At 61.1% G+C, this 15,770-nt stretch carries 14 protein-coding genes; 3 read left to right on the forward strand and 11 right to left on the reverse strand.

Annotated features, from left to right (window positions below):
- Positions 1 to 16: 16 nt before the first annotated feature.
- The 3 genes from KYK29_RS07305 to KYK29_RS07315 are packed head-to-tail and all read left to right on the forward strand — an operon-like array spanning position 17 to position 3,309.
- On the forward strand, positions 17 to 1,447 hold the full coding sequence (locus KYK29_RS07305) for an aldehyde dehydrogenase family protein (RefSeq protein ID WP_254690231.1): 1,431 nt from the start codon (positions 17 to 19) through the stop codon (positions 1,445 to 1,447).
- 34 nt (positions 1,448 to 1,481) lie between these two features.
- A complete protein-coding gene (locus KYK29_RS07310; RefSeq protein ID WP_254690232.1) occupies positions 1,482 to 2,495 on the forward strand; it encodes an ABC transporter substrate-binding protein in 1,014 nt (337 codons plus the stop codon).
- Positions 2,488 to 3,309 (forward strand): hypothetical protein, encoded by an 822-nt coding sequence (locus KYK29_RS07315; RefSeq protein ID WP_254690233.1) that lies wholly within the window; start codon positions 2,488 to 2,490, stop codon positions 3,307 to 3,309. Before KYK29_RS07310 ends, KYK29_RS07315 begins: the two co-directional genes overlap by 8 nt.
- 215 nt (positions 3,310 to 3,524) lie before the next feature.
- Here the strand turns inward: KYK29_RS07315 and KYK29_RS07320 are convergent, their stop codons facing one another.
- From KYK29_RS07320 to KYK29_RS07370, 11 genes are all read right to left on the reverse strand, one after another.
- A complete protein-coding gene (locus KYK29_RS07320) occupies positions 3,525 to 3,788 on the reverse strand; it encodes a type II toxin-antitoxin system RelE/ParE family toxin (protein WP_254690234.1) in 264 nt (87 codons plus the stop codon).
- Positions 3,789 to 3,911: 123 nt separating this feature from the next.
- A complete protein-coding gene (locus tag KYK29_RS07325) occupies positions 3,912 to 5,054 on the reverse strand; it encodes an MFS transporter (protein ID WP_254690235.1) in 1,143 nt (380 codons plus the stop codon).
- 225 nt (positions 5,055 to 5,279) lie between these two features.
- Complete coding sequence (locus KYK29_RS07330; protein WP_254690236.1) at positions 5,280 to 6,038, reverse strand: SDR family oxidoreductase; 759 nt, start codon at positions 6,036 to 6,038, stop codon at positions 5,280 to 5,282.
- Entirely contained in the window at positions 6,035 to 7,810 is a 1,776-nt protein-coding gene (locus tag KYK29_RS07335; RefSeq protein ID WP_254690237.1) for a hydantoinase B/oxoprolinase family protein, read from the reverse strand. Before KYK29_RS07335 ends, KYK29_RS07330 begins: the two co-directional genes overlap by 4 nt.
- Positions 7,811 to 7,823: 13 nt before the next feature.
- Entirely contained in the window at positions 7,824 to 9,890 is a 2,067-nt protein-coding gene (locus KYK29_RS07340; RefSeq protein ID WP_254690238.1) for a hydantoinase/oxoprolinase family protein, read from the reverse strand.
- A gap of 19 nt (positions 9,891 to 9,909) precedes the next feature.
- Positions 9,910 to 10,809: a beta-keto acid cleavage family enzyme gene (locus tag KYK29_RS07345; protein ID WP_254690239.1), complete on the reverse strand. Its 900-nt coding sequence runs from the start codon at positions 10,807 to 10,809 to the stop codon at positions 9,910 to 9,912.
- 51 nt (positions 10,810 to 10,860) lie between these two features.
- Positions 10,861 to 11,565, reverse strand: coding sequence for an ABC transporter ATP-binding protein (locus KYK29_RS07350; protein WP_254690240.1), 705 nt, complete (start codon positions 11,563 to 11,565; stop codon positions 10,861 to 10,863).
- On the reverse strand, positions 11,552 to 12,307 hold the full coding sequence (locus KYK29_RS07355; protein WP_254690241.1) for an ABC transporter ATP-binding protein: 756 nt from the start codon (positions 12,305 to 12,307) through the stop codon (positions 11,552 to 11,554). Before KYK29_RS07355 ends, KYK29_RS07350 begins: the two co-directional genes overlap by 14 nt.
- A complete protein-coding gene (locus KYK29_RS07360) occupies positions 12,294 to 13,280 on the reverse strand; it encodes a branched-chain amino acid ABC transporter permease (RefSeq protein WP_254690242.1) in 987 nt (328 codons plus the stop codon). Before KYK29_RS07360 ends, KYK29_RS07355 begins: the two co-directional genes overlap by 14 nt.
- Positions 13,281 to 13,286: 6 nt before the next feature.
- Complete coding sequence (locus KYK29_RS07365; RefSeq protein ID WP_254690243.1) at positions 13,287 to 14,150, reverse strand: branched-chain amino acid ABC transporter permease; 864 nt, start codon at positions 14,148 to 14,150, stop codon at positions 13,287 to 13,289.
- A gap of 143 nt (positions 14,151 to 14,293) precedes the next feature.
- A complete protein-coding gene (locus KYK29_RS07370; protein WP_254690244.1) occupies positions 14,294 to 15,553 on the reverse strand; it encodes an ABC transporter substrate-binding protein in 1,260 nt (419 codons plus the stop codon).
- Between the last annotated feature and the right edge of the window lie 217 nt (positions 15,554 to 15,770).

Genomic DNA, 15,770 nt, shown 5'->3' on the forward strand with positions numbered 1-15,770 from the left:
CGAAAGGACAGCTCCGATGAGCAATCACGAGAATTTCTACATCGACGGCGCGTGGGTCGCCCCCGTTACGCCCCGGACGCTCGACGTCATCAATCCGGCAACCGAGGAAGCATTCACGCGGATTTCGGTCGGCTCCGCGGCCGACGTTGACAAGGCCGTTGCCGCCGCGAAAGCTGCCTTCGAAACCTTCTCGCGGACGACCCCGGCGGAACGGCTCGCGCTCCTGAAGCGGGTCTATGATGTGTATCTGGAGCGTTTCGAGGACATCGCGCAGGCCGTTTCCGCAGAGATGGGCGCGCCGCTCGCCTTCGCCCGTGACGCGCAGGCCTGGGCGGGGCGGGGCCATCTCGAATCGACGATCAAGGCCTTCGAGGACTATTCGTTCAGCGAAAAGCGCGGGACGACGGTAATCGTCAAGGAGCCGGTCGGGGTCTGCGCCCTGATCACGCCCTGGAACTGGCCGCTCAACCAGATCGTCTGCAAGGTCGCCCCTGCGATTGCCGCCGGCTGCACCGTCGTGCTCAAGCCATCGGAAATCGCACCGATCTCCGGCATCGTCTTCGCGGAGGTGATGGATGCGGCGGGCGTGCCAAAGGGCGTGTTCAACCTCGTCAACGGCACCGGCCCCGATGTCGGACAGGTCATGGCGTCGCATCCCGACGTCGACATGGTCTCCTTCACCGGTTCGACCCGGGCGGGCATCATCGTCGCCAAGGCGGCCGCCGATACGGTCAAGCGCGTCGCGCAGGAGCTTGGCGGCAAGTCGGCGAATATCATCCTGCCCGACGCGGATTTCGAGACGGCGGTGGCCAAGGGCGTTCGCGGCTGCTTCGGCAATACCGGACAGTCCTGCGATGCCCCCACGCGCATGCTTGTTCCGAAGGACCGCCATGAGGAAGCGCTGGCCATCGCGAAAACGGCGGCCGAGGCGCTCCGCACGGGCGATCCGAAGGCGGAGGACACGAATCTCGGTCCTGTCGTCAGCGATGTCCAGTTCGAGAAGATCCAGCGCCTGATCGAGACGGGGATCAGGGAAGGCGCCACGCTCGTGACGGGGGGCCCCGGTCGTCCGGAAGGCCTCAACCGTGGCTACTACATCCGCCCGACGGTCTTCGGCAACGTCACGCCCGACATGACCATCGCACGCGAGGAAATCTTCGGGCCGGTTCTTTCCATCCTGTCCTACGAGGACGAGGAGGATGCAATCTGCATCGCCAACGACACCGTGTACGGCCTTGCCGCCTACGTCCAGTCGCAGGATATCGTGCATGCCCGCAAGGTTGCGGCGCGCATGCGCGCCGGATCGGTCTATCTCAACTATCCGGCCTGGGACACGATGGCCTCCTTCGGCGGCTACAAGCAGTCGGGCAATGGGCGCGAATACGCCGATTTCGGCATCCACGATTTTCTCGAGATCAAGAGCGTCGTCGGCTACGGCGCCGAATGACGCGCCGCGGATTCAACAGGACAGGAGAATAACCATGAGAAGCTGGAAATCGATCATGCTCGCGGGCGCGGGGCTGCTTGCGGCCTTCCCCGTCTGGGCGAGCGAGACGACCATCAGGATCGCCACTTATGGCGGCGTCTTCCAGGAGGCGCAGGTCAAGGCGCTGTTCGATCCCTATATGCACGCCAATCCCGATATCAAGCTGGTCATCGACAGCAGCGCGAGCAACGCCAAGATAAAGGCGATGGTCGAGGCCGGCGCCGTTACATGGGACCTCGTCATCGTCGACGACAGCTTCGGGCTCGAAGCGCATGCCCAATGGCTGGAGCCGATCGACTACGCCGTGGTGGACAAGGAGAAGTTCATCGACGGAATGGCGCAGAAATACCGGCTGGTTCAGAGCGTCGAGGGCACCGTGCTCGCCTACAATACCAAGACGGTGGGCGAGGCCGGACCGAAGGGGATAGGGGACTATTTCGATCTCGAAAAATTCCCCGGCTATCGCACCGCATGGAAGTTCGCGGCAAGCGGCCTCCTCGAGGCCGCGCTTGTCGCCGATGGTGTCAAGCCGGAGGAGCTCTATCCCCTCGACGTCGACCGGGCGCTGAAGAAACTCGACACGATCAAGGAGCAGATCGTCTGGTGGGAAAGCGGTGCCCAGTCGGAACAATTGCTGATAAGCGGCGAAGCCGACATCGGCCTCCTGTGGATCGGCCGGGCCGCCGCGCATGCCGAGAGCGGGATCGCGATCGACTGGACGGACTGGACCCCGCAGAACGCCTGGTGGGTGGTGCCCAAGGGCGCGGAGAACCGCGAAGCCGCGATGAAGGCGATCGAGTTCTTTACAAGTGCTGCGCCGCAAGTCGCCTTTACCGAGTTCATGCCCTATGGCCCCTCCAACGCGTCGGCGGTCAATGATGTGAAGCCGAATTTCAAGGGCAACATGCCGACGGAACATCTCGAAACCCAGATTCCGATGGACATGGACTGGTGGGCGGAGCACCAGGACGAGGTGAACCTGAAGTTCCAGAAATGGCTGCTTGAATAAACCTGATTGTGAAGGTCGCACCGGCAACGGTGCGGCCTCTACCATTTGCGATCATCCGGAGGCGATCAGCATGCACGTTGCCCATCTACTTCAGGAAGAGAAGTTCCGTTTCGTCATCGACGGCGCCGCCGCGCAGATGGACGCAGTCTTTCCCGGCTGGGGGCCTCTGGATCGCTTCGGGATCGTTATCGATGAACCTCTCGGCGGCGTCGGCGCCAGTCATCTGATCCAGACGGCCACGATGGCCTTCTATAAAGCCCGCCCGGCAAGAAAGCACTCGCTTCCGACCTATCCGGAAATCTATGCCTTTCATCACGAACGCTATTGGGGAGCCCATGCCGTTTATGATTTCTGGCCGCCGCGAAAGGAAGTGCCGGCCGCGCCGGGACGTCTGCTCGACGAGATAAATGCGCACGCGATTACATTTCTGGCGGCCCCGCAAGGTTTCAAGTTCCCGATCGATGTAAATTCATTCGAGAAAAACGCCTTCATCGACAGGGTCCGAAGGGTGTTCGAATATTCTCCGACAGGCTCCGTGCAAAATCCCGACCTCTGCATCACGGGTGTGCACGGCGACACGGAGTACAATTTTACGCAGGCGACGGAATCATACGAGGCGATCCTGAAACGGTATACAAATCGGAACATCGCCCTCACAACCAACGATGAAGAGTATCTTGCGTGGCTGAAAGTGAGGAGAGACGATATTGATGCCGACGTGAGATTGCGTCGACGCACGCAGAGAGATGAACTAAGGACGGCGGAAGGGGTTATGGAGACCTACATGTGGTCGGAGCCGATAGACATATTTTAGTTTAGAGTTCTGAAGCGAGTTGGCAGGCGTTGATTTTAGAAGTCAAGAGGACTCTCACCCACTCGTATAAAGCCCATCTCTGCAAAGAGGTAGAGAGTTAGACACGCCTTGATGCTTCGCATCAATTCTGATCAGTCTTTCTTCCGTGTGGCGCTCGACATCAATCCGGTGACAGTTCAGTAGAGTCGTCTGGCCCAACTGGCATTCCTCGGTATCTACGACACGATTTTCCGATCCATTTTCCGCCTTCCGTACAAAATCCGAACGATCTCGACAGAGTGTTCGGTTACACGGTAGAGCGTGAGATAGTGACCCTCGCCCAGATGCCGAATGCCCGGCGCGATCTCGTTGCGCTCCATGCCGGAAGAGGGAAACCGGGAAAGCGTCTTCCACCGTTCCTCGATCGCTTCCAGCACCCGGTCCGCCGCCTGCGGATTGTGCTTGGCGATGGCAAGCCAGCTTTCGTTCTGATCTTGCAACCGGTATCAGCCGCTCAGATCGGGGCTGGACTGTGTGCCGTGAGGCGACCAAAGGACATTTCTACTTTGCCCGGCGGCGGACAGCCCAACCCTTCCGCCACATTGCCCGTAGAAAGGTACATTCTATTTTCGCGTCCGGAACACAAACGGGGAAATGGCGGCGAGCGTCACTGTTAACGACACTATCAGGAAATGGTCGTATCCGCCTGTGATGTTGCGTAACAGCATCGACAGCCACGGCGCAATAAAGCCGGCGGCGCCGTAGGAAATGACCAGCCGGGCAAACAATCTCGACGAATTGCCGCTTCCAAAGCGCTGAGCGAGATGCACGGGAAAGACCGACGCCGTCGCACCGAGCGCGACCCCGGATACGATCGCAAGCGCCCAGACGCCGAGCGGATCGGGCGCAAGAAGAAGCGAGACGAGAGCAAGGGCCTGTGCGGCCAGAATGGCGATGATCGTCGTCCGGCCGCCCAGGGTCTCGGCGATCCGCCCGCCGAACAGGGATCCGATGACATAGCTGACGTTGAAGACGGCGATACCTCTTCCCGCGCCCATGGCCGAAACGCCGAAATCGCGCAGGATGATGCTCGTATTGGCCATGACCGCAAGCCCCACGAAACACATCGAGAAGAATGCGAGCATGAGAAGCAGGAATTCCGATCGGCCTTGCGGCATGTCGCCAATGTCGTGCGCCACCGCCGTCGGCACGAGCCTGGCGTCCTTCGAAAGCCTCCAGACGACGACGGAGGTCGCCATGATGAGCGCCGACAGGATCACGAAGAAGAGCTGCACCTCCAAAGACCGGATGACACTGTCCGCAAGAAAGGCGAGCACGATTGCGGTAAGCGCGAAGGCGGTGACGCAAATGCCGACTGCAATACCTTTCGCGGCGGGAGAAACAGCCTGGGCCATACGCAGGGCATGGCCGTATCCCAATCCGGATGCGATGCCGAACAGCCCGCCGAAGCCGAGCGCCACGGCCGGGATGGACGAACCGAAGGCGACGAGCGCAATCCCCGCCGCGGAACCGAGGAAAACCACGACGATGAATTGCAGCGGCGAGAGCCGCTGCGCGAAGGCCGGCCCGAGGTTGACGCCAAAAGTGAACGCTACGAGCGAGACCGCCGGCACCGCGCTGATATCGGCAGCGGACACGTTCAATTCCGCCGCAATCGGTGCGGCAAAGAGGGTCCAGCAGTAAAGCAGGCCCATCGCAAAGTTCGTCAGAGCGCCCGCGAGGATCAGGCGGCTATCGCTTTTCATCGTCGTCCGTTTCTTGCGCTACGCAGGGGACTTGCAGCTCCGGCGCATTTCCGGTGAATGCCGGATTATAAGAAATGCTCTTACCGCACTGTTTTTCCTACAGTTCCGGATCTGCATTTGCTCCAGGCGGCCGGCGACATGGGGACGCCGGCCACTCCGCCTCATCATCAAGCGGACTGGACGAGGTTGCGCTCGGCGGGCGCTTTCCAGCCGGCTCATCGCGGATCAGTCCTCGTAGGCCGTGCCGCCGCAAACGGACAGGAACTGCGAAGTGATGCCGCGCGCCTTGTCCGAGGCGAGGAAGACAGCTGCGTGGCCAATCTCCTCGACCTCGATCAGACGGCCCATCGCACTGTATTTCAGATAGTCGCCCGCGATGTCATCGACGTCCCGGTTCTCGTGCTTCGACCGGCGCTCCATGATCCCCCGCATGCGATTGTTGTTCATGATGCCCGGCAGGATCGCATTGCAGCTGATGCCGAATGGCCCCAACTCGCGCGCAAGCGATTTCGTCAGGCCTTCAATCGCCCATTTCGAGGTGTTGTAGACCGACCGCATGGGCGGCACGGTCAGCGTTCCCACACTCGAAATATTGATGATCGCGCCGCCTCCCTGCGCTTTCATATGAGGCACCGCTTCCTTGATGCAGAGGAACGCACCTGTCAGGTTGACCCGCAGCGTCGCTTCCCAGTCCGCAAGGTCGATATCCTCGACCCCCGCATGGGGGCCGGCAATTCCGACATTGTTGATGAGCACATCCAAACCGCCGGCTTTCGAACGGATGTCCTCGAACATGGAGGCGACGTCGTCGGTGGAACCGACGTCGGTCCGGTAGCAGCCCGCAAAGGTCCGGCGCATTTCCTCGTCGAACAGTTCGCCCCGCACGTCGCAAATGAAGACCGTCGCTCCGGTCTTCAGGAACTCGCCGGCGATTCCAAGTCCGATGCCGTCGCCGGCCCCGGTGATGAGTACACGCTGTGTCATTTACAAACCGCCTCACGAAGGGTTTGGGTCTTTTCCCGGTTCACGCTGCCGTCCGCGTCGATCGCGACGCCATAGATCTTTTCCGCGCGCTCGCGGCTGATCCATTTCTCAAGAACGTCATTGGCAACTGTCTGCGGATCGCGTTCGAAGGGACTTCCATACCCGCCGCCGCCGCAGGCGATGCCGACGGTGGTGTCTCCCTCCCGCAGGATGACCCGCGCGACCTTGTCCAATTGCTTGAGTTCGCCGGAAGGAAAGCGGATATATTGATCGGCCTTGCCTCCCGGCTTGCCGCCACGCACCCCTTGCGGGGCATGGTCCGTACCGTCGCTGGCGAAGACGAGTTCGAGATCGCCTCCCACCGGGCCGTATTCCACGAGCATGGAGGACGCGCCGATGAACTTCCCCGCCCCTTCCGAGTCGGTCACCAGCTTGCGTTCCCGGATCACGACGGGATGGTAGAGTTCAGTCAGTTCCGCGCCATCGATATTGCACAGGCCGCCATTGCCCACATGGAGCAGCGTCAGCCAACGATCCCCGTGCCCCGTCGCGGCGCCCGCCGTATGGCCGAGGAAGACCATGTTGACGAAAGGCTTGCCGTTTCTCGGATCGATACCGGAGATCGTACCGGTCGTCGGCGAGAAGGCATATCCGGTTTCGGCCATGCCCGATCCTTCCGAAATCGCGGCGATCGCCATCTGGACGCAATTCGTGGCGTGGTCCGCGATATTGGTGGTTGCCAGCGAACATGAGGTCGGATGATGCGGGATGCCGACGATCGCATTTTCCCGCAGGTCGATCATGATGCGCCGGATACTGCCGGCATTCTTGGGAACGGAAGAGTCGATGGAATTGAAGATACCGACCATGGCGGCGGTGCGCGAGGTGGCCTCGGTCAGGTTCAGGCCGTTCGGCAGGCAATCCGGGCAGCCGGTGAAATCGACGTGAACCCTGGCGTCTTCGGCATCCACGCGAACCGACGCCCTGATTTCGATACCATCCGCGGTCGTGCCCGGAAAGGCGTCGTGGATCGAGAGGGCTTCCGCCTGCCCGGAGGTCATCTTCCGAAGCGCCTCCATCATCCGGTTTTCACTGTACTCGAACCATTTCGCCGGGAAGGAGAGCAGCTTCGCCCAGCCGATCTCGCGCCCCAGCGCGATCAGTTCACGCTCACCGATACGCGCGGCGCCGAGCGTCGCCAGCAGGTCGCCGTACCATTGGTCGGGAACCCGGATCCGCATGCGGCACATACGGATCAGATCCTCGTTGAACTTGAAATTCTCCTGTAGCCGGACGGAGGGGAAGATCATTGCCCCTTCCTCGTAGATGTCGCGGGCCGTCGCATGCAGGGTCGTGGGAACCGAATTGCCGATGTCGGCCTGATGGGCCTTCACCACAACGGTGAACCGGTGCACCTCCTCATCGTCGAAGACGGGCACAAGGACAACCTGATCGGCGGCATGGGAATTGCCGTGATAGGGCGAGTTATGAAGGAACGCGTCCCCTCTTTTCAGGTTCGGATGGAAGGTAAGCATCCACCGCGCCATCATATCCGGCCCGCAGAGCGTGTGAATGGGCAGGCCTTCCGCCGCGCTCAACAGGTCGCAATCCGCCGTCAATATGCACACGGAGAAGTCGCGGGCGCGGTTGAGAACGCCGGAGCGACCGGTGCGTACCACGGTATTGGCCATCTTCTTGTTCACACCTTCGATGCGGTGTCGAAGAATGGCCAGTTCGGCGCCGGTCAGGCTGATTTCCATATCTGTCGTCATGATTGGGTCCACCTTATTTCTTCGAGGTCACGATCAACGTGCCTTCCGGCGTCTGCAAGACGGTCGACATCGGATCGACGATCACCGCCGTATGGGGGGTCTCAACGACCAGCGGTCCGCTGAAGGTCTGGTCGTGCGGGACGTCCTGCTGGAAGAAGACCTTGCTTTCGACCTCGCCAAAACCGGGGAAGTAGGCCATGCGCACGGCGCGGTCGTTGCGGGCATCGGTATCGTAGCGCAGCCGGCCGACATCGTTCTTGCGAAGCTTGCAGTTGACCCGCTTCGTCCAGGTCACGAACTCCACCACGGAGTTCTCATCGTGATAGGCGAACAGTTCATCGTGCTTCTTGTGGAACTGCGCGACCGCATCGGCGAGATCGGCCTCCGTCACGATGCCGCCATTCGGTATCTCCACCTCGATTTCCCAGATCTGGCTCTCGTAACGCGCCTCCACATATGTCTGGACCGCGGACGTGACATGCTCGCCGGCACTTTTCCGGAACGTCTCACAACGCTCGTCGAGGTCTTCGAGAACGGAGCGGACCTGCGCATAGTCGAACCGGTCGGATGCGGTGAAACACGTCGCCTGGTAATAGGAGGTCAGATCCGAGATCAGGGCGCCCGCCGCGCTCAGGGCCGCGCCGGTGTCGGGGATGATCAGGTGCTTGCATCCCAGACGCTTCGAAATGAAGACGGAGTTGAGGCCGGCCGCCCCGCCTCCCCCGACCAGCACCGCATTCGTAGGATCGATACCCTGATTGACGGTGATGTCGGCAATCGCCTGAACCATGTTCTCGGTAGCGACCTCGACGATCGACCAGGCCGCTTCCAGTAGGCTCATGCCGAGCGGTTCGGCAATATTCGCCATGATCACCTGCTTTGCGGCCTCCACGTCGAGCTTCATCTTGCCGCCGAGGAAATAGTCGGGATCGATATAGCCGAGCACGAGGCATGCATCGGTAAGCGTCGGCCAGGTGCCGCCCTTCATGAAACATGCCGGGCCGGGCACCGCCCCCGCACTTCCTGGACCGACGTGGAGGAGCCCCCCGGCATCGACGGAGGCGATGCTGCCGCCGCCGGCGCCGATGCTGCGCACGTCGACGGAGGGAAATCCGCTCATATGCCCGAGATACGGCTCGCCGATCCACATGTCGCGGGTCATGGGGATCGCGCCGTTCCTGACCAGACTCACGTCATATGTCGTGCCGCCCGTATCGGCGACGATGACCGTCTGCGCACCGATCGACCGTTCCGCATAGAACTGGCCGCCGAGCGGAGCCATCGACGGCCCCGAGTTCACGGAATGGATGGGCATCTTTTCCAGATGCGTGGCGTCCATCATGCCGCCCTGAGAGGTCAGGACGAAGACCTTGCCGCCAAAGCCCGCCGTCTGAAGGCGCGACACCAGGCTGCCCATATACTTCGTCATCAGCGGCTTGAGGGAGGCGTCGATGCAGGTCGAGGAGGCGCGGCGGTATTCCCGGAGGGACGGATTGAGCCGATGGGACAGGGTGTAGGGAATGCCGGGCAGATGCTGCTCGATCAGTTCGCCGACGCGCAGTTCATGCTCGGGATTGACGATCGACCAGAGAAGGCAGACGCCGATCGCCTCGACCTCCTGCTCCTTCAACGCCGCGAGGGTTTTAATCAGGCCGGCTTCGTCGAGAGGCCTGGAGACCGAGCCGTCGGACAATATGCGGCCCGTCACTTCATGGGTGAGAGACCGCGGCACATAGGGCTTGGGATAGTCGACCTTGTGATTGAACGGCTCGGAGCGCCCCGCCTCCCGGATCACCAGGATATCGGGATGCCCCTGCGTCGTGAGGAAGGCCGTTCTGGCTGTCTTGCCGGTGATGATGGCATTGATGGAATGGGTCGTTCCATGAATGAATATCTCCGCCTGCCCCAGCATGTCCGCAAGGTCCATGCGAAATTCCGAAGCAGCAACGGACAGGGCGTCCAGAACGCCCTTGACCGGGTCGTGCGGCGTGGTGGGCGCCTTGAACATATGGACGGTTCCGGATTTGTCCTCCACCACAAGGTCGGTGAAAGTTCCGCCCGTATCGCAAGCGAATCTCATCTTGAACTCCTAAATTCCGTTATTTTTGACCGAGTTGCAGGATTTCGCGGGCTTCATCGGGCGTGGCGACGTCGCAGCCCAGCGCATTGATGATGGTTACCGCCCGTTCGACGAGTTTCGCATTCGTCGCGAATACGCCGCGCTCCATGTAAATGTTGTCTTCAAGGCCGACGCGGCAGTTGCCGCCGAGGATCGTCGACATCGCCACCACCTCCATCTGGTGGCGGGAAATGCCGAATGCCGACCAGTTGGCGCCCTCGGGCACGAGGCTCTTCATGTACAGAAGCGAACTCATGTCGGCCGGGACGCCCCAGCGAACGCCGAGGCAGAGCTGGAACATGGCCGGTTTCTCGATCAGGCCCTGCTCGACCAGTTGCCGGGCGAACATTATGTCACCGGGATTGAACGCTTCGATTTCGGGCCGGATGCCCAGGTCCCGGATCTGGCTGGCCATCGCCCGCAGCGTCCGGGTCGTATTCATGTAAACGCAGGCTTCGGCGCCGGCGATCCCGCCTTCGAGATTGAGCGTCGTCACATCGAGCGTGCAGATTTCCGGCCTGTCGGCCCGCACATGCGCCAACCGCTCGGATGCGCTCGCCATGTCGGTGCCAGGACCGCCCACGGCCTCGTCATCTTCCCGCGGCACATAGGTCGCCCCCATGCCGGCGGAGAAGTTAAGAACGATATTGTCGTTTTTCTCGCGGATCCGGGATTTCAGCTCGCTGAACAGGCGGGGATCCCGGCTGCCGATGCCCGTCTGCGGATCCCGGACATGCACATGCACGATGGAGGCCCCGGCCGACGCGGCCTCGACGCAATCCCGGGCGATCTGTTCCGGCGTCACCGGATAGTCGGGAAATTTCGGATTGAGCGGACCGTCACCCGTGACAGCACAGGTGAGAATGACTTTCCTTTTCACGCGATTCTCCTATTCCATTTCCTGCGGTCGCATGGCGCGGCGCAAACGTCATTACATGCCGAGATAGGCCTGCTTTATCCGGTCGCTGGCGGCCATTTCGGACGCCAGTCCCCGCATCGAGATTTCACCCTGCTCCAGCACGATCCCGGAATCGCCGATGCCGAGTGCCAGCGTGGCGTTCTGCTCGACCAGCAGGATGCCGATATCGAGATCGCGGGCGAGCATGAGCACGCGGTCGATCAGTTCGCGCTCGATGAGCGGGGCAAGGCCGATCGTCGGTTCGTCGAGGAGGAGCATCGTCGGCTTCGACATGATGGCCCGCCCGAAAGCGAGCATCTGCTGCTCCCCGCCGCTGAGGCCGTGCGCAAGCGTCGACCGCTTCCTCGCCAGAACCGGAAAGAAATCGAAGATCTCGTCGAGGTCGGCCCGGCTGTTCTTCGAACGTCCGGCGCTTGCCCCCAGCAGCAGGTTCTCCAGGACGGTCATTCTCGGAAACAGCTCACGCCCATCGGGAACCAGCGTCAGGCCAAGCGCGACGATCCGGTGCGCCGGCATGCCCAGTATCGGCTGCCCATCGAACGTCACCGACCCGGCTTCACTTGGAATCTGGCCGGTTATCGCCTTGAGCAGACTGGATTTGCCCGCGCCGTTGCTTCCAAGGACGACGGTGATGCACCCGCGCTTAGCGCTCAGCGACACCTCGCGAAGAGCCGAGATTTTCCCGTAGTTGACCGAAAGATTCTCAACGACCAGCATTGTTCACTCCTGCCGAGCCGAGATAAGCGCGGATGACGGTCTCATTCGCCGCGATCTCGGAAGCGGTTCCCTCAGCGATCTTCCGGCCGATGTTGATCACCGTGATATTGTCGCAAACCGAGAACACCGACTTGATGTCGTGTTCGACCAGCAGCACGGTCAGGCCGAAGCCGTCTCTCAGCGCCCGTATCTTTGCGGCGATCTTCGCCTTTTCCGTAGGATTGAGGCCGGCAAGGGGCTCGTCCAGCAGAAGCATGCGCGGCCGCGCGGCAAGGGCCGTCGCAATCGAAAGCGTTCGCTGCACTCCGCCGGGAAGCACATCCGCATGCCGGTTCGCCGAGGATGCGAGATCGAAATATTCCAGGATCGCATCGGTTTCCCGAAAATCGGCCAGCCAGTTTCCGTGTCCCGACAGGGACGGATTCGAACGGGCGACGTTGCGGGCGATGTCGACGCTTTCGCGAACCGAAAGCCCGCGAAAGACACTCGTCAGCTGGAATGTTCTGATCAGGCCTTCCCGCGCCACGCGATGCGGGCTGAGGCCCCCGATAGGCTTGTCTTCGAAGCGTATATTCCCGTCCGTCGGCACATAGAAGCCGCTCACCACGTTGAACAGGGTGGTCTTTCCGGATCCGTTAGGGCCGATCAGCCCATGGATCTCCCCCTTCGCCACACTGAAGGAGACGTCGTTGACCGCGACGTTCGACCCGAAGCGCTTCGTAATGTTCTCAACGGCCAGCATCGTGTGCTCCTCTCGTCATGCGGAAGAGCCTGGCGAAGCGCGACCTCATGCCGGCAGACCATTCCCCGGTGAATACAGTCTCCAGTCCGCCGGGAAGCAGAAGCAGCACGCCGATGACGCTGAAGCCCCAGATAAGCGGCACATATTCCGGGATGCCACGGAAAAGTTCCTCGACAGCGGTGAGATAGAGCAGTCCCAGCAGCGGCCCGAAGAAGGTCGTGACGCCACCGACGATGGCCGCCGCGACGATGCGGAACATGTAGACCGACGAGAAGTCGAGCGGATTGACGATCTTGTTGAAGCTGGCGAAGAACACACCGGCAATGCCCGCCACCGCCGAGCCGACGACGAAGGCCAGTACCCGGTGAGCCCAGGTATTGATGCCGATCGAGGCCGAAAGGTCCTCGTTGATCGCGATCGCCCGGATGCGCCGGCCTGCTTCGGAACTGTCGAACCACCGAGCGAAGAAGGCGACCGCGAGCACGAAGGCGAGCACCAGCCAGAGGAAGTTGCGCGTATCGTTGAAGACAAGGCCGAACACCGGGCTCGGACGGGGAATGAAGGAAATGCCGTAGGTGCCGCCGGTGATCCAGTCCAGTTGGGCGAAGCACTGGCGCAAGGCCTCGCCGGCGGCCAGCGAACTGAGGAAAAAGTAATAGTGGCGCGTCCGCAGCACGGCGAGGCCGACCAGGAACGCCACGGCGCCGGAAATCAGAACCGCGAGCGGGATCGTGACCCAGAAGGACCAGGGCGCGTCCATGGTGGTCAGAATGGCCGTCGTATAGGCGCCAAGCCCCATGAAGGCGACATGAGCGAATGACCATCCGCCCATCAGCGTCACGAGCCGGAAACCGATGAGCATCATGACGTTGATCAGGAAAATGACGACGACGTTGAGCCAGTATTCGCCAAGCGCTACCGACGCCACGCCGATCAGCGCCGCCAGCATGGTGGCGAGGAGATAGAAACGCATCGCGTGTTACTCCTTCACGCCGAGCAGGCCCTGCGGGCGGATCGCCAGGACACCAAGCATGACCAGCGCATCGACGAGGGCGTTGAGTTTGCCAAAACCGAACAGCAGCATCATCGTATCGGTAGTGGCGAAGATGACCGCAGCGATGATCGCGCCCGGTATGCTGCCGATGCCTCCAACGATGATGATGATGAAGGCGCGCCAGATGGCGTCGGTGCCCATATAGGGGTTGATGCTGACGACGCTCGCCATCAGGGCGCCCGCGACCGACGCCAGGACCGCGCCGATGATCGCCGTCCACAGGTTCACCTGCCGCAGACTGATGCCTTGCAGCATCGCCCCCCTCGGGTTTTGCGCCACGGCACGAATTTTCCGGCCATAGCTCGTACGCATCAGGAAGACGTAGAGTGTGCCGACGAGAAGAAGCGTCATGCAGAAGACGAAGATGCGCTGGTTGGGGAAAATGGCGCCCGAAAAGCGGCTGAAACCCGGAAACAACGGAGAAATCGATCGACCGCTCGCCCCGACCGTCAAAACGACCAGCGATTGCAGGATGTAGGAAACGCCAAGGGTCGCCATGAAGATCGAGAAGGCCTTGTCCCTCAGCGGCGTGAAGACCACCCCCTGGAGCACGATGCCCAGAACAGCGCCCACCGCGGCGGACAGAAACAGCGCGGCGAGCATGATGACCGGCCCCGGCACGATACCGTTCAGGAGCGACACCGCCAGCCAAAGCGAATAACCGCCGATCATGTAGACTTCGCCGTGGGCGTAATTCACGATCCTCAGGATGCCGAAGACCATCGCCAGGCCGAGCGAGAAGGAGACATAGAAGGATGTCAGGGACAGGACGTTGACGATGTTCTGCATCGAGCACCTCGTGGAGGAGGTTGACCATACGGACCACGCACGCGTTTCCGGCACCTTCCGGCGATGCCGGAAGATCTGGCGCTGGTCACGGGAGCGGGGTCAGGGGGTTATGGTGGTCCGGACCTGGAAAAGGCCCGATCCGGTCACTTGTAGATCTGGTTCTGCTGTTCGAGCACCGGCAGGGCCCTGGGCTTGTTTTCCTGCCACCAGGCGCTCACATCGACCACTCCGTCCAGGGAGATCTTGCCGTCCGCCCCCACATTGTAGATGGGAAGCGGCGTATAGAGATGATTGTTGATGCCGAAAATATCCTCGCCTGCCCAGGTGGATTTGCCAAAGAGAGGATGATCCAGCGTCGGCGACGCATGAACGGCGGCGACGAAGTCTTCCGCCGAAGCGGACCTGGACAGCTTCAGGCCCGCCTCGAGGGTGGCGGCTGTCGCATAGCCGATCGAAGCGAAAACGGACCATTCCTTCTCGCCGTATTTCTCGACATACTTATCGTAGAAGGCGGCGGCACGCTCGTTCAGGGAGCCTTCCGAAGCATCCAGCGCATATCCACTGTAGAGTCGTCCGGCGATGCGCTCGGCGCCAAGCCGTTCCGTCATGAAATTGAGGTTCCAGGCCTCGCTTCCGAAGTACCCCTGAAAGCCGAGCTGATCGAGAATCTCGACCATCTGCGCCTGCTGTGACGGCACGAAGCCGGCTTCGAGAATGATATCCGGCTGCGCCTCCACGAGAGGAGAGAGCAGGCTGAGCATATCTCCCGCCGCCTCCGCGCTGTAGCTCTCGTTGTAGACGATCTCCACGGCATCGCCATGAGCGGCGATCCCCGCCTCGATGTACGCCTTGGAAGACTTCGCAAAGCTGTTGTCGGCGGAGATGATGGCAATGCGCCGGGCTTCGGGATGCGCCTCGATAATACGGTCGGCAACCAGCATATAGGAGGTGGGCGAACCGGTCAGCGCACCGAACATGTAAGGATAGTCGCCGCTGAGAAAGCCGGCGCCATAGGAGAGACTGACAGCCTTTTGCTCGTTCGTCAGGTCCGCGATCGCCTGGCGGGCAGCGGGCGTATACGTCTGGACGATATAATCGACGCCATCGTCAAGAACCGCGCGGCGGGCAGCCTTCAGCTCGTCGCCCGGCGCATAGCAGACATTGTCATAGGTCTTGACCTCGACCTGCTCCTTCGTGCCGTCCGCAAGTTCCACGCCTCCCCGGGCGTTCACTTCCTCCGCCCACATCGTCACGCCACGGCTGATGGGAATGCCCCATTGGGCGCAATCGCCGGCCTGGGGCTGAAGGACCCCGATGCGCACCGTCTCGGCGACGGCGGGTGCGGCGAGCAAACACGCGGCAAGTGCTGTGGAAGCGGAAATGCTGAATCGGTGTGCTGACATTTTATTCCCCATTTATGGAGGCGCTTGCCTCTTGTGATCACAGTATCACCGGCTTTTTCGTCATTTGTCAACACGACCCATCAAAAAATCTGACGCTGTATAAACGCCGTATGATTGCTGGTATTTGTGGCTTTTGAGCCGAAAACACATATTTTCTGCATGGTTGTCTCTCTGGAAATTTTCAGCTAGAAAGAGCTTATTATTTGTGATCACACAA

The sequence above is a fragment of the Shinella daejeonensis genome (assembly GCF_024281235.1).
Lineage (GTDB): Bacteria > Pseudomonadota > Alphaproteobacteria > Rhizobiales > Rhizobiaceae > Shinella > Shinella daejeonensis.